This window comes from Acidimicrobiia bacterium (genome assembly GCA_035651955.1).
Taxonomy (GTDB): Bacteria; Actinomycetota; Acidimicrobiia; order IMCC26256; family JAMXLJ01; genus JAMXLJ01.
Window position 1 is genome coordinate 131,398 of sequence record DASRES010000069.1, and the last position, 14,171, is coordinate 145,568.

Sequence of the window (14,171 nt, forward strand, 5' to 3'; positions counted from 1 at the left end):
CCTCCCGGCTCGCTCGGTTACAGCAGGACGTCCGCGTCGTGCAGCGCCCGGACCTGGTCGGGGTCGAGCCCCCACGACACGAGCGTCTCGTCGGTCCGCTCCCCGGCGTGCTCGGGCGGCGCTGGCACCCCGGCGGGCGTCCGTGAGAAGCGGGGCCCGGGGGCGGGCTGCGGCACGTCGCGCAGACACAGGAACGTCGCGCGCGCCTCGTTGTGCGCGAACCCCGGCGCCTCGACCGGGTCCAGCACCGGCGCGAAGCACGCGTCGACGTCCTGGAGCAGCGCGCACCACTCGTCGCGCGTCCTCGTGCGGAACAGCTCCGTGAACCGCTCACGCTGGACGGGCCAGCGCGATCGGTCCCACTGCTCCTTCATGTCTGCGTCGTCGGCGAGGCCCAGGCGGTCGAGCAGCGTCGCATAGAACTGCGGCTCGATCGCGCCGATCGCGACGAACCTGTCGTCGGCGGTCGCGTACGTGTCGTAGAACGGCGCGCCGGTGTCGAGGAAGTTCGTGCCGCGCGGCCCCCAGAACCCCGAGGCGCGGCCGGCGTAGAACGGTGTGAGCATCAACGCCGCGCCGTCGACCATCGCCGCGTCGACGACCTGGCCCTGGCCCGAGCCGCCCGGCCGGTCCCGCTCCCACAGCGCGCACGCGATCCCGTAGGCGAGCAGCATCCCACCGCCCGCGAAGTCGGCGAGCACGTTGATCGGCGGGGTCGGCTTGTCATCGGCGCGGCCGAGCGGCTCGAGCGCCCCCGCGACCGCGAGGTAGTCGATGTCGTGACCGGCGCGCGCCGCGAGTGGGCCGTCCTGCCCGTAGCCCGTCAGCCGCCCGTAGACGAGACGGTCGTTCCGTGCGCGGCAGGCGTCGGGACCGATGCCGAGTCGCTCGGCGACGCCGGGCCGGAACACCTCGAAGCACGCGTCCGCGCGTGCGACGAGAGCGAGGAACGCGCCGACGCCCTCGGGTCGCTTGAGGTCGAGCGCGATCGAGCGCTTGCCGCGGTTCATCGCGCTCGTCGCGGGCTTCGACCGGTCGGTGGCGCGCGCCTCGTCGAGGCGCTCGACGCGCAGGACCTCGGCGCCCATGTCGGCGAGGAGCATCCCGCAGAACGGCCCGGGGCCGAGGCCGACGATCTCGACGATGCGGACGCCCGAGAGCGGTCCGGGCACGCGTTCCCCCTGCTCGACGAAGCGTGAAGCGGCGCGAAGTGGCGCGAAGTAGAACGGATTCTACGGTGATCCGTACACTCGCATCCGCCGCGCCGGCGGCGCCGATCACGCGAGCAGGAGCGCACGCCCATGGGCACCCCCGTCATCATCGAGGCCGTCCGCACGCCGATCGGCCGTCGCAACGGCTGGCTGTCCGGCCTCAAGGCCGTCGAGATCCTGCGGCACGCGCAGACCCAGGTCATCGAGCGCGCCGGGATCGACCCGTCGATGGTCCAGGAGATCATCGGCGGCTGCGTGACGCAGGCGGGCGAGCAGGGCTCGAACGTCACCCGGAACGCGTGGTTGAGCACGGGTCTCGATCCCGAGGTCGCGTGCACGACGGTCGACTCGCAGTGTGGCTCGTCGCAGCAGGCGAACCACCTCGTCGCAGGGCTCATCGCGGCGGGTGGGATGGACATCGGGATCGCGTGCGGTGTCGAGGCGATGAGTCGTGTGCCGCTCGGCGCGAACGTGCGCAACGGCCCCGGTCACTACAAGACCGAGGACTACCCGTGGGACGACCCGCCGAACGGTCAGTTCGGCGCGGCGGAACGCATCGCGGACAACCGCGGCATCACCCGCCAGGATCTCGACGAGTTCGGCCTGTGGTCGCAGCAGAAGGCGAAGGTCGCCTGGGACGAGGGCCGTTTCGAGCGCGAGGTCGCCCCGATCGACGCGCCCGAGGTCGACAAGGACGGCAACCCGACCGGTGAGACGCTGCACGTCGAGCGGGACCAGGGACTGCGCGAGACGACGCTCGAAGGGCTGGCCAAGCTCAAGCCCGTCGTCGAGGGCTACAAGCACACCGCGGGCACCTCGTCGCAGATCTCCGACGGCGCGGCCGCGGTGCTGTGGATGTCGGAGGAGAAGGCGCAGGAGCTCGGGCTGAAGCCGCGCGCGCGTCTGCTGCACCAGCTCGTCACCGGGTCGGATCCGTACTACCTGCTCGACGGCCCCGTCGTCGCGACCCGCAAGATCCTCGACCGCTCCGGGATGTCGATGGCCGACTTCGACATCTTCGAGGTCAACGAGGCGTTCGCCGCGGTGGTGCTGTCGTGGGCGCAGGTGCACAAGCCCGACATGGACCGCGTGAACGTGAACGGCGGCGCGATCGCGCTTGGCCACCCGGTCGGCGCGACGGGCGCGCGGTTGGTCACGACCGCGCTGCACGAGCTCGAGCGACGCGACGCGGAGCTCGCGCTGATCTCGATGTGCTGCGGCGGCTCGCTCGGGACCGCGAGCATCCTCCAGCGCCTGTAGCCGTCACACGGCGAGCGGCCCGAGCTCAGGGCGTCGAGAACGCGTCGCGCAGCGCGGACGCGGCGACGTCCATCGCTGCGTCGGCCTCGTCGAACATCGCGGGCATGCCGAGGAAGCCGTGGATCATGCCGTCGAAGCGACGCACGGTCACGGGGACGCCTGCGTCGCGCAATCGCGCGCCGTACTCCTCGCCCTCGTCGCGCAGCGGGTCGAACTCCGCGGTGACGATCGTCGCCGGCGGGAGCCCGTGCAGGTCGTCCGCGCATGCGGGCGCAGCGAGCGCGTCCTTCTCGTTGCCGTCGCGGCCGAGGTACTGGGCCCAGAACCAGCGCAGGCTCGGCTCGTCGAGCACGTAACCCTCGCCGTTCTCGCGGTGCGACGCGCTCGCGCACGACGGGTCGAGCGCCGGATACACGAGCACCTGCGCGCGGAGCGCCGGCCCACCGCTCTCACGCGCCCGCAGCGCGACCGCAGCGGCGAGGTTGCCGCCCGCGCTGTCGCCCATGACCGCGACGCGGTCGGGATCACCGCCGAGCCCCGCCGCGTGCTCCGCGACCCACGCGACCGCCGCGTACGCGTCGTCGAGGGGGACCGGATACGGGTGCTCCGGTGCGAGCCGGTACTCCACGCTGACGACGAGCGCGCCCGCGGCGCGCGCGAGCCGCCGGCAGATCAGGTCGTGCGTGCGGATGCTCATCGAGACCCAACCGCCGCCGTGGAGGTACACCACGACGGGAAGCGGGTCGCCGACGCCGACGGGTTCAGGGGCGTAGACACGTACGGGGATGTCGCCGTGCGGGCCGGGTATCGCCTGGTCCGCGACGGCCTCCACGTCGACGGGCTCGCCCGCGCCGATCGACGCGAACGTCATCTCGCCGGCGCGGAGGTCGGTGATCTCGACCTCCCACACCTTCGGCGCGTCGACCGACGCCATCTGGTCGACCATCTGCTTCGCGGCTGGGTGCAACGGCATGCGCGGAACGGTAACGCGCGTCATGTCCCCGTGATCTCAGGCGATGTTCATGGCGCTCCCAGGCCGCGTCCAGGTTCGTGTCGGATCGTGACCGTGCCCGGATGGACCGGGCTGCACGAACGGAGGAGAGCCCATGACGTTCGATCGTCATCGTCTGAGAACGTGGGTCCTCACCGGCGCGGCCGCGATCGGCATCGCGGTCGGTGCGGCGGGGATCGCGAACGCCGCGACCACCGGGTCGTCGTCGTCCGGGAGCAACGCGAACGCGCCGGCTGCGACGGCGCCCGACCCGGCGACCGTCGCGCACGGTCCGGGTGAGACGTTGCTGACGGGTACGACGGCCGACAAGGTGCGCGCGGCTGCGACGGCCGCGGAGCCGGGAGCGACGATCATCCGCGTCGAGACCGACTCCGCCGGTTCGCCGTACGAGGCGCACATGCGCAAGGCCGACGGCACCGAGATCACGTTGAAGATCGACTCGAGCTTCAAGGTGACGGCGACCGAGAACGGCTTCGGCGCCGGTCCCGCCGGTGCGCAGAACGGCGGTCCCGCCGGTGGCCAGGGCGGTCCGTCGGCCGGGTACGGCCCCGCGGCGTAACCGTGCGACGAGGGGTCCGGTGACCGCGGGCCGGACCCCTCGCGCGCTTCACGACCGCTTCGCGCGGAAGTGGGGGATGACCTTCTCGCCCCACTGGCGGATGGTCTCCATGCACGCCGCGTGCGGGACGGTCCCCATCTGCACGAGGCACATGATCTCGTCGGCGCCTGCTTCCTGCAGCTGCTCGACGTACGCGATCGCGCGGGCGGCCGTGCCGTACGCATGATCGATGTTGAACGTCGCCGTCGTGTTCGGGCTCACCGGGATGTTGGCCTCGTGCAGCTTCGCGACGATCTCCTCCCGTTCGCGCGTGATCGCGGCGACGTTGTCCTCGTCCTCGGTGTCTTCCGCGGGCGCGGGACCGCCGCCGTACCAGTGCGCGATCGCCTCCGCGAAGAACCGCTGACCGCGCGCACCGACGCGCAGCGCCTCGTCGCCGTCGTCGAGGACGATCGTCGGGCAGAGGGCCGAGAAGTGGTCGTTGACGACCGTCGACACGAACCGCTCGCCGGTACGCGTCGCGATCGCGTCGCGGTAGATCTTGTGCAGACCCGCGACCTCCTCGACGCCGGCGAACCCGAGGACGAGCGCGCCGATGCCGTACTCGGCCGCAAGCGCGACGGTGTCGCGCTTCGTGCACGCGAGGAACAGCGGCGGATGCGGGCGTTGCAGCGGTCGCGGCAGCACGTAGTGGGGACCCCGGTTCGCGATCGGTTCAACGGTCAGCAGCTTGCCGTGCCACTCGAACGTGTCCTGTTGCCACATGTGGCCGATCATCCGCAGCGCTTCCTCAACCTCCTCGTACGTGCGCTCCGGATCGACGCCGCACAGCGACATCTCCTGCAACGTCGCGCCGCGTCCTGCGCCGAGGTCGAGGCGTCCCCCGGAGAGGGTGTCGAGCATCGCGGCCCGCTCACCGACGCGGACGGGATGGTTGTAGTTGAACGGCATGCAGACCACGCCGTGACCGATCCGGATGCGTGACGTGCGCGCCGCGACCCAGGTCAGGAAGATCTCGGGCGCGCTCATGTGCGCGTACCAGCGCAACGCGTGGTGCTCGACGGCCCAGACCCGGTCGAAGCCCATCGACTCGGCGAACACGGCCTGCTCGACGCAGCTCTGCAGCACCTCGCGCTCGCGCTCGGCGGTCGGGTGCGCCATCTGGGCCTCGAAGATCATCGAGAACTGCACGTCGGGGACCTCCGGAGGCGAGGCGGGCGGCTATTCCGATATTTGTTGTATCTGAATCCGCCGGCCGGGGCAACCCGGCTGGTCACGCCCAGTCGATGACCTGGTCGAGCACCTCGGGCAGGAGCTCGTCGAGACGGTGCAGGGCGACGTCGAGCGACGCGCGGGTGAGCGCCTCGGCGCGCGCGCCGTCGCCGGCCGCGATCGCGTCGACGATCGCGCGGTGCGCGGCCCACACGTCGCGCCGTTGCGCCCGCGGGGTGAGCGGGACGCGGAGGCGTTCCTCGTAGAGCTCGAGCAACCCGTTCCCCAGGAGGTCGACGACGCGGTTCCCCGATGCGCCACCGATCGCGGCGTGGAACCGTGTCGCGAGGCGCGTGTAGGCGACGTCGTCGTCGACGTCGGCCTCCTCCTCGGCCGCGAGCACGTCGCGCAGGCGCGCGAGACCGGCTTCGTTGCGACGGACCGCGGCCAGACGCGCGGCCATTGGCTCGAGCTCGAGACGCGCCTCGATGAGCTCCCGGTACGTCGTCCCCGACAGGCGGAAGAACAGGCTCGCCATCTCCCCGAACGCGGACGCCGTGACCGTCCCGACGACGGGACCGCCGCCCGGTCCGGGCTTCATGCGCAGGAGGCCGTGCACCTCGAGCACCCGCAGGGCCTCACGCAGCGCGGGCCGTCCGACGCGGTAGCGCTCGAGCATCGCCTGCTCGCTCGGGAGCATCTCGCCCGGCGTGAGATGCTGCTCGACGATGTCGCGCACGATCTCGCGGGCGACGAGCTCGGACGTCTTACGGCTGCGGTGTCTGAACCGATCGTCGCCGGGGACGGTATTCACGCGCAAAGGGTAAATGGAGGACGTCGCAGTGGGTCGGTTGGACGGCAAGGTCGCGGTCGTGACGGGTGCGGCACGCGGGCAGGGCGCCGCCGAGGCGCGGCTGTTCGCAGCCGAGGGCGCGTTCGTCGTCCTGTGCGACGTCCGCTTCGACGACGCGCGCCACGTCGCCGGCGAGATCGGCGATCGGGCGCATGCACTGTCGCTCGACGTCGCCGACGAGACCAGCTGGGTCGCCGCCGTCGAGCAGGCCGTCGACCGCTTCGAGCGCATCGACGTGCTCGTCAACAACGCGGCGATCTACCGCTCGGGGACGCCGCTCGTATCCACGACGCTCGAGGACTACCGGTCGCTGATCGAGGTGAACCAGATCGGCGTGTTCCTCGGGATGCGCGCGGTCGCGCCCGTGATGACGCAGCACCATGCCGGGTCGATCGTGAACGTCTCGTCGCTCGCAGGGATGAACGGCCAACCCGGCGCGGTCGGCTACGTCGCGTCGAAGTTCGCGGTGCGCGGGATGACGAAGGTCGCCGCGTTGGAGCTCGGCCCCCTCGGGATCCGCGTGAACTCCATCCATCCCGGCGTGATCGACACCCCGATGATCGAGGGCGCGGTCGAGCGCTTCCCGACCCGGCGGCTCCCCGCGCAACGCGTGGGTCAGCCCGAGGACGTCGCGTCGCTCGCGCTCTTCCTCGCGTCCGACGAGTCGAGCTTCTGCACGGGCGCCGAGTTCGTCGTCGACGGCGGCCACAGCGCCGGCATCGGCTTGCCACTTTGATGGTCGCGCTCGCTCGGCGCCGGGATGCCCGCTGCCGCCCTTCGGGACGCTCGCCGCTGCTGCGCCAACAGCTCGGGGCGTTCGGGGGATGGCGCTTCCTAACGCGCGGATGCGCTCGCGGCGGCCGAGCTCGCGATGTCCTTCGCCCACCGGTAGTCGGGCTTCCCGCTGGGCGAGCGCTCGATCTTCTCGACGAGGTGCAGCTCGCGCGGGACCTTGTAGCCGGCGATCCTGGTCCGGCAGTGCGTCTGGACGTCCTCGAGCGTCGGCGTCGTCCCCGGCCTCGGCTCGACGACCGCGCAGACGCGCGAGCCCCACCGCTCGTCCGGCACGCCGACGACGACGACGTCGTATACGTCGGGGTGGGACTTCACCGCACCCTCGACCTCCTCGGGGAAGATCTTCTCCCCGCCCGAGTTGATGGACACCGACCCGCGACCGAGCAACGTGATCGTCCCGTCCGCCTCGATCGTCGCGAAGTCACCCGGGATCGAGTAGCGCGTCCCGTCGGGTGCGGTCACGAACGTCGCCGCGCTCTTCTCGGGATCCTTGTAGTACTCGATCGGGATGTTGCCCTTGCGCGCGAGCTTGCCGACCTTCCCGGAGCCAGGCTCGATCGGGTTCAGGTCGTCGTCGAGCACGACGGTGTCGCGGATCGCGGTGACGGTCGGGCCGCCCTTCATCGCGGTCTTGCCCGCCTGGATCATCGTGTAGCCGTTCGAGCCGCTCTCCGACGCGCCGATCGCCTCCGTGACGATGAGGTTCGGGAAGCGGCGCATGAAGTCCTCCTTCACGGAGGGCGAGAAGAGCGCCGCGGTGCTGCTCAGCGCGATCCACGAGGAGAGGTCGTACGTGTCGGGGCCGACCTCGTCGAGCGCCTCGAGCATCGGGCGTGCCATCGCGTCACCGGTGATCATGATCGCGGTGACGCGCTCCTGCTCGACGAGCTCGAAGACGCGCTTCGGGTCGAACTTCGCCATGAGCACGACGCGGTTGCCGACGACGCCACCACCCATGACGCTCCACTGGGACGCGCCGTGCATGAGCGGCGCGATCGGCATCATCGTCATCTGCATCGGGTTGGCGAGGCCCTTCTCGACCATTGCCTCGGGCCGGTCGATCCGCGTGTTCGTCACCGGGTCGATGCCGCCGCCGAGCGCGAAGAACACGTCCTCCTGCCGCCACACGACGCCCTTCGGCATTCCCGTCGTGCCGCCCGTGTAGAGGATGTAGCGGTCGTCGGGACTGCGCGGGCCGAAGTCCCGCTCGGGTGAGGCGGCCGCCAATGCCTCCTCGTAGTCCACGGAGTCGAGCCCCTCGAGCGGCACGTCGGTCCCGTCCTCGATCACGATCGAGTGACGGAGCTGCGGCAGGGTGTCGCGCACGGCCGCGATGCGCGGTGCGAACTCGCGCGCGTGCACGAGCGCGACGAGGTCCGCGTTGTCGAAGATGTAGCGCAGCTCGTCCTCGACGTAGCGGTAGTTGATGTTGATCCAGACCGCGCGGATCTTGAAGACCGCCCAGAGCGTCTCCACCCACTCGACGCAGTTGTACGCGTAGATGCCGACGTGGTCGCCGGGCTCCACGCCCTGGGCGAGCAGGTGGTGCGCCAGCCGGTTGGCGCGCTCCTCCATCTCGGCGTAGGTGCGTCGCTTGCCCTCCGCGACGACGTACTCGCGGTCGCCGAAGTGGTCGACGGCGTGCTCGAACAGGTCGGCGAGGTTGTACTCCATGGCGTCCGAGGTTAGAACACGTTCTGTTCTGCCAACACGGCGCTCACGCGTGTGACGCGTTTGTCAGGTACGCGGAGGGTCTGTTTCACTTCGGCGATGGACCGTACTCCGGTGATCGTCGGCATCGGCCTGTCCGACTACCCCCGCGCGCCGCATCTCGACGGCGTGCAGCACCACTGCCTCGCGATGCAGCGCGCGCTCGACGACTGCGGCGTGCCGAAGTCCGAGATCGACGGCTACATCAACGCCGGCGGCGGTGGCGGGATGATGATCGACGACCCCGTCACGATGGCCGAGTACCTCCGCATCGACCACCGCTACATCGACGGCACCATGACGGGTGGCTCGAGCTTCGAGTTCCACGTGCAGCACGGCGCGGCGGCGATCCGCGAGGGCCTGTGCGACACGATCCTCGTCACGTACGGCTCCGACCAGCTCTCGCGCATGGGTCGCACGCTCGGCACCGGCGGCTTCGCGCGCGGCAGGCAGCGCATCGGCGGCCCGATCCAGTACGAGGCGCCGTATGGCAACTCGCTCGTCGGCGCATACGCGATGGCGGCGCGCCGCCACATGCACGAGTACGGGACGACGTCCGAGCAGCTCGCCGAGATCGCGGTCGGCGTGCGCGAGTACGCGACGCACAACCCGAACGCGATGTACCGCGATCCGATCACGGTCGACGACGTCGTGAGCTCCCGCATGATCGCGGAGCCGCTGCACAAGCTCGACTGCTGCGCGATCACCGACGGCGGCGGCGCGTTCGTGATGACGACGGCGGAGCGCGCGCGTGACCTGCGCCAGCCGCCCGTCTACGTGCTCGGCGCCGCGGGCGCGCAGACGCACTGGAACATCTCGCAGATGCCCGACTACACGACGACCGCCGCGGCGACGTGCGGGCCGATCGCGTTCGAACGCGCCGGGTTGACCCCCGACGACGTCGACATGGCGATGTTCTACGACAGCTTCACCATCACGGTCCTGCTCCTCCTCGAGGACCTCGGGTTTTGCAAGAAGGGCGAGGGCGGGTCGTTCGCGGCGGAGGGCAACCTCAAGCGCGGCGGCCGGCTCCCGCTGAACACCGACGGCGGCGGTCTGTCGTCGTGCCATCCGGGGATGCGCGGCATCTTCCTCATCGTCGAGGCGGTACGTCAGCTGCGCGGCCAGGCCGGCGAGGTGCAGGTCCCCGACTGCAACGTCGCGATCGCGTGTGGGTCCGGCGGGTGGTTGAGCGCGATCGGCGCCGCGATCCTGGGCAAGGAGCATCCATGACCAGCTCGACGAACGCGGAAGTCGTGCGCGGCCAGGAGTGGGAGCGGCCGACGCCCGCGAAGGATGGGGTGTCCTCGCACTACTGGGAGGCGGCGGCGCAGGGCGACCTGCTCATCCAGCGATGCCCGTCGTGCGGCAACCGTCAGTGGTACCCGCGCGCGGTGTGCACCGAATGTGGCGCGGATCCCGAGTGGGAGGCGGCGTCTGGACGCGGCACCGTGCACACGTACACCGTCATCCACCAGAACTACGCGACGCCGTTCCGTGACGAGCTGCCGTACGTCGTCGCGATCGTCGAGCTCGAGGAAGGCCCGATGATGATGGGCAACGTCACCGGCGTCGCGCCGGGGGACGTGCGCATCGGGATGCCGGTCGAGGTCTACATGGTCGAAGCCGAGGAAGGCCTCGCCGTCCCCTTCTGGCGCCCCGCGCGCTCGTGAAGATGCGGCACTGACGTACGGATTGCGTACGTCAGTGCCGCATCTCCATGCCGAGCGACCGGCGGAGCGCCACGGTGACGTGCTCGGGGCGGCGCGTGACGTCGTGCCAGGTGAACCGCAGGACGCGCCAGCCGTCGAGCACGACGCGGTTCTGTCGGACGCGATCACGCAGTTGCGCGGCGCGGCCGTCGTGGAATGCGACACCGTCGAGCTCCACGGCGACCCGTTGCGCGGGCCAGGCGAAGTCGATCCGGTACCCGGCGCCTTGGTACTGCCTGACTGGGTCGGGAACGCCCGCCTTTCGCACGAGCTGCGCGAATCGAGCTTCGAGCGCGCTCTCCGTCGGAACCGTCCTCGGGCCGCGTCGCGCGAGGACGCGTTTGATCACGTCGACTCCTGCTCGGCGGCACTCGAGGAGCTTGATGAGGTCGTCGTCCTCGACCAGACCGGCACGCCGAGCCGACTCGTATGCGCGCTCCACGATCGCCTCCGGGACGACCGCACCGAGCTGCACGAGCGTCATCCCGACCGACGTGACCGGGATGTCGCGCCGGACGTCCACCTCGTTCGCCGCGTAGGGCCGCGTCTCGTGGACGATCGCGTTCCTGAACCGCCGCCGTGCACGAGGGACGGTCACCTCGACGGGTCGACCCCGTACGCCGTCCAATCCCCACAACAGCGCGGCCGCGCGGTGAGACACGACCGCGTCGTCGCCGGCATCGAGCAGCGCGACCGTCAGGTCCTGCTCCCAGGAGCGCGGGTATCCCGGCAGCCGGTACACGGCGGGCGCGACCCGTTCCCACCGTCCGGCACGGGACCGTCGTCGAACGAGCGCCTGGGCGGATCCGATCGAGAGTCGGAGCCCGGCGGCGGACTCGAGCACCTGACCGTACGAGAACACGCCGTACTGCCTACCCGCGAGGCGTGCGATCGCGGAGTCCACGTCCCTCCGCATGCGGAGATCTCACCACCGGGGTACGACAGCAACGACATGCGGCACTCACGTACGGATTGCGTACGTGAGTGCCGCATCTTTGGGGTTCTACCGCGGGCGGGAGCCGTCGGCGGGGGTGATCATGACGATCTCGGCCTCGCACAGCAGGACGTCGTCGTGGAACGACTCCGCCGTGCAGAAGATCTTGCGGCCCTCCACACGTTCGACGCGGGCTTCGTAACGGATCGTCTCGAGCAGCGGGGTCGGGCGGCGCATACGGATCGTCAGCGTCCCGGTGTACCCGGCGATCCCGGACGCCGTCTGCGCGAAGCCGAGGAGCTCGTCGAATGCCGCGGCGACGAACCCGCCGTGCAGGCACCGCACCGGTCCCTCGTACGCCATCGAGTACCACGCCTCGCCGTGCGTCACGCCCCGCTCGTCCATCCACATCTGCAGCGGTGGTGCAAGCGGGTTCGACCGGCCGCTGATGCCACTGCGCTCCAGCAGCGCGCTGTCGGGCGCGGGCAGGTCGGCGAGACCGTGGAAGCGCGGCAGCGCCTCGAGCCGGTCGGCCAGCGCGCGCGCCTGCTCGATCAGCGCGACGAGCTCGCCGTCGTCGATGCTGTGCACGTCGAGGAGCGCGACGTGGTCGATGACGCGCTTCGTCTCGCGCACGAGCGCGTGCTTGCGCGCGCGTGGCGTGTCCTCGGACGGATCGTCGGTGATGTAGACGGACCGGGGATCGGGCGGCAGCGTCATGTGCCGGCGGATCGTACGCCGCTCAACTGCGCACGATCCGCTCGACGGCGAGCATGCGCCAGCCCGCGGGCGCGTCGAGGAAGCGACGCACGTCCGCTCGGATGATCTCCTTGCCCTCGTCGGAGTCGTACATCCGGTGCTGCAGGTCGGCGTAGGTGCGGAAGTGCAGCTCCGCGACGCCGTCGAGCTCCGGCGTCCGGTCGGTCAACGGCTCGACGACGACGTTCTGCACGTACCGCCAGATGCCCGGATGGTGCACGCGCGCCAGCGGTGCGTGCTGCTCGCTCCAATGCCGCGCGAACTCGTCGTGGTCGATCGCAGGCACCCGTCGCACGAACGACACCCGCTTCACACCGGGCGACGAAGTGCCGTCGGGCCAGTCGCGCTCGTAGTCCCACTGCACACGCTCGTCGACCGCGTACGCCGCGAGCGCGTCGCGGACGACCGGGAGCGCGCCGGCTGCGTCCGTCGAGTCCTCCGTCCACACCATCGCGATCGCGGCAACTTCGTCCGGCTGCTCGGCGGGCGCGTCGGGATACGGCGTGTGGAGCGACGCGCGGTGTACGCCGGGAGCCGACGCCCACGTGGTGTCGTCGGGAGGCGCCTGCAGGGCCGCGACGATCTTGCGCATGATGGGCACGTTACGTGCTCGACGGAAAGGGTGACGATGGGACGGCTCGACGGCAAGGTCGCGTTGATCACGGGCGCGGCACGCGGGCAGGGCGAGGCCGAGGCGCGACTGTTCGCGCGCGAAGGAGCGCGTGTCGTCCTCGCAGACGTCCTCGACGACGACGGCGCGCGTGTCGCGCGTGACATCGGCGACGACGCCCGCTACGAGCACCTCGACGTCGGGGACGAGACGGAGTGGACGACGGTCGTCGACGCGACGACGCGGGCGTTCGGTTCGCTCGACGTCCTCGTGAACAACGCCGGGATCCTGCGCCATCACGTCATCGAGGACCATCCACTCGACGAGTACCTCGACGTCATCCGGGTCAACCAGGTCGGGTGCTTCCTCGGCATGCGCGCTGCGGTCCCCGCCATGCGAGCTTCGGGCGGCGGGTCGATCGTGAACACCGCGTCCGTCGCGGGACTCGTCGGGAACGCCGGCCTCGTCGCGTACACGGCGTCGAAGTTCGCGGTGCGCGGGATGACGAAGGTGGCCGCCGTCGAGCTCGGTCGCTACGGCATCCGGGTCAACTCGATCCACCCCGGCGGCGTCGACACCGCGATGGTCCGGACGGGCGTGTTCGGCGACCGCGACCCGAGCACCGCGTACAGCTACCTGCCGCTCGGCCGCATCGGCACCGTCGACGAGGTCGCCGCGATGGCGCTGTTCCTCGCGTCGGACGAGTCGAGCTTCTCGACGGGCTCGGAGTTCGTGCTCGACGGTGGCTCGACCGCGGGCGCGCCCGGCCGGCGCGGGTGAGCGAGCGCGCTCAGTCCGCGTTGTCGCCGCTCTTGGTGCCTTCGGCGCCGGGCCGCTGGGCCACGCTCCCGCTCGCCTACCGGCTCGCTCGCTCAGCCGGCCACAACGGCTCGCGCACCTCGAAGCCGACGTCGGTGCCCCACCGGTTCCGGAACGACACCTCGTGAACCGGGCGTCGCGGCGCGACACCCCACCGGCCGGTCGGGTACCCGAACGACACGCAGCACGCCATCACCCAGCCCTCGTCGGCCGGTACGCCGAGGATCTCCAGCGTCTCGTCCCGGTGGAACACGCCGAGGATCGACGTGAGCGACGTGCCGATCCCCTCCGCGCGCGCCGCGAGCTGCGCGCTCCAGATCGCGGGGAAGATCGAGCCACCGGTCGGATCGAGGCGCACGAACCCGAACAGGAACAAGGGCGTCTCCGCGAAGTGGTCGGCGAGGTGTTGCGCCGACCGCACGACGCGCAGGGTCTGCGCCGACTCGGGGTCGTCGGGGTTCGCGCGCGCGTCCGCGATCCGCTGCGCGTAGATCGTCTTCCAGAGCTGGTCGATGCTGTCGTGGTACAGCGGCGCGAGCTTCGCCTTCACGCCGGGGTCGTCGACCAGGAGGAACCGCCAGTCCTGGGTGTTGCCGCCGCTCGGCGCGCGGATCGCCGCGTCGAGGATGCGCGCCTGGACGTCGAGCGGGATCGGATCCGGCTTCACACGACGCATCGCGCGGGTCGTGTACAGCGCCTCGTGCAGCTCCATGTGATTCACGTCC

Annotated in this window: 15 protein-coding genes; 6 read left to right on the forward strand and 9 right to left on the reverse strand. The window is 70.8% G+C overall.

All coding sequences use genetic code 11. The features are described from left to right. Positions 1 to 17 precede the first annotated feature (17 nt). On the reverse strand, positions 18 to 1,172 hold the full coding sequence (locus VFC33_14960) for a CaiB/BaiF CoA-transferase family protein (protein HZR14537.1): 1,155 nt from the start codon (positions 1,170 to 1,172) through the stop codon (positions 18 to 20). A gap of 129 nt (positions 1,173 to 1,301) precedes the next feature. On the opposite strand from VFC33_14960, the gene VFC33_14965 reads away from it, so the two are divergent. Beyond that, the gene (locus VFC33_14965) at positions 1,302 to 2,471 is read left to right on the forward strand and encodes a steroid 3-ketoacyl-CoA thiolase (GenBank protein HZR14538.1); all 1,170 of its coding nucleotides are present in this window, start codon (positions 1,302 to 1,304) and stop codon (positions 2,469 to 2,471) included. A 25-nt stretch (positions 2,472 to 2,496) separates the two neighbouring features. Here VFC33_14965 and VFC33_14970 read toward each other — a convergent pair whose 3' ends face one another. After that, positions 2,497 to 3,444, reverse strand: coding sequence for an alpha/beta hydrolase (locus VFC33_14970; GenBank protein HZR14539.1), 948 nt, complete (start codon positions 3,442 to 3,444; stop codon positions 2,497 to 2,499). Positions 3,445 to 3,577: 133 nt separating this feature from the next. Between VFC33_14970 and VFC33_14975 the strand changes: the two genes are divergently transcribed. Continuing rightward, positions 3,578 to 4,042, forward strand: coding sequence for a hypothetical protein (locus VFC33_14975; protein ID HZR14540.1), 465 nt, complete (start codon positions 3,578 to 3,580; stop codon positions 4,040 to 4,042). A 48-nt stretch (positions 4,043 to 4,090) separates the two neighbouring features. On the opposite strand, the gene VFC33_14980 is transcribed toward VFC33_14975, so the two are convergent. Together VFC33_14980 and VFC33_14985 are read right to left on the reverse strand one after the other, a co-directional pair. Next, positions 4,091 to 5,233 (reverse strand): LLM class flavin-dependent oxidoreductase, encoded by a 1,143-nt coding sequence (locus VFC33_14980; GenBank protein HZR14541.1) that lies wholly within the window; start codon positions 5,231 to 5,233, stop codon positions 4,091 to 4,093. A gap of 82 nt (positions 5,234 to 5,315) precedes the next feature. Then, entirely contained in the window at positions 5,316 to 6,068 is a 753-nt protein-coding gene (locus tag VFC33_14985; protein ID HZR14542.1) for an FCD domain-containing protein, read from the reverse strand. A gap of 28 nt (positions 6,069 to 6,096) precedes the next feature. Here VFC33_14985 and VFC33_14990 point away from each other — a divergent pair, with 28 nt between their 5' ends. Then, on the forward strand, positions 6,097 to 6,843 hold the full coding sequence (locus VFC33_14990) for a glucose 1-dehydrogenase (GenBank protein HZR14543.1): 747 nt from the start codon (positions 6,097 to 6,099) through the stop codon (positions 6,841 to 6,843). Between the two features lie 98 nt (positions 6,844 to 6,941). Here the strand turns inward: VFC33_14990 and VFC33_14995 are convergent, their stop codons facing one another. Further along, positions 6,942 to 8,576 (reverse strand): acyl-CoA synthetase, encoded by a 1,635-nt coding sequence (locus VFC33_14995; GenBank protein HZR14544.1) that lies wholly within the window; start codon positions 8,574 to 8,576, stop codon positions 6,942 to 6,944. A gap of 96 nt (positions 8,577 to 8,672) precedes the next feature. Here VFC33_14995 and VFC33_15000 point away from each other — a divergent pair, with 96 nt between their 5' ends. Further along, positions 8,673 to 9,845 (forward strand): acetyl-CoA acetyltransferase, encoded by a 1,173-nt coding sequence (locus VFC33_15000; protein ID HZR14545.1) that lies wholly within the window; start codon positions 8,673 to 8,675, stop codon positions 9,843 to 9,845. Continuing rightward, positions 9,842 to 10,285, forward strand: coding sequence for a Zn-ribbon domain-containing OB-fold protein (locus VFC33_15005; protein ID HZR14546.1), 444 nt, complete (start codon positions 9,842 to 9,844; stop codon positions 10,283 to 10,285). Before VFC33_15000 ends, VFC33_15005 begins: the two co-directional genes overlap by 4 nt. Positions 10,286 to 10,316: 31 nt before the next feature. Here the strand turns inward: VFC33_15005 and VFC33_15010 are convergent, their stop codons facing one another. The 3 genes from VFC33_15010 to VFC33_15020 all read right to left on the reverse strand — a co-directional run bounded on the left by VFC33_15010 (position 10,317) and on the right by VFC33_15020 (position 12,609). Continuing rightward, the gene (locus VFC33_15010) at positions 10,317 to 11,240 is read right to left on the reverse strand and encodes a DUF559 domain-containing protein (GenBank protein HZR14547.1); all 924 of its coding nucleotides are present in this window, start codon (positions 11,238 to 11,240) and stop codon (positions 10,317 to 10,319) included. A gap of 87 nt (positions 11,241 to 11,327) precedes the next feature. After that, positions 11,328 to 11,978, reverse strand: a complete 651-nt coding sequence (locus VFC33_15015; protein HZR14548.1) for a PaaI family thioesterase — start codon at positions 11,976 to 11,978, stop codon at positions 11,328 to 11,330. A gap of 22 nt (positions 11,979 to 12,000) precedes the next feature. Continuing rightward, entirely contained in the window at positions 12,001 to 12,609 is a 609-nt protein-coding gene (locus VFC33_15020; protein ID HZR14549.1) for an EthD domain-containing protein, read from the reverse strand. A 36-nt stretch (positions 12,610 to 12,645) separates the two neighbouring features. On the opposite strand from VFC33_15020, the gene VFC33_15025 reads away from it, so the two are divergent. Continuing rightward, a complete protein-coding gene (locus VFC33_15025) occupies positions 12,646 to 13,407 on the forward strand; it encodes a glucose 1-dehydrogenase (GenBank protein HZR14550.1) in 762 nt (253 codons plus the stop codon). A 76-nt stretch (positions 13,408 to 13,483) separates the two neighbouring features. Here the strand turns inward: VFC33_15025 and VFC33_15030 are convergent, their stop codons facing one another. After that, positions 13,484 to 14,158, reverse strand: coding sequence for a nitroreductase family protein (locus tag VFC33_15030; GenBank protein ID HZR14551.1), 675 nt, complete (start codon positions 14,156 to 14,158; stop codon positions 13,484 to 13,486). Positions 14,159 to 14,171: the final 13 nt, after the last annotated feature.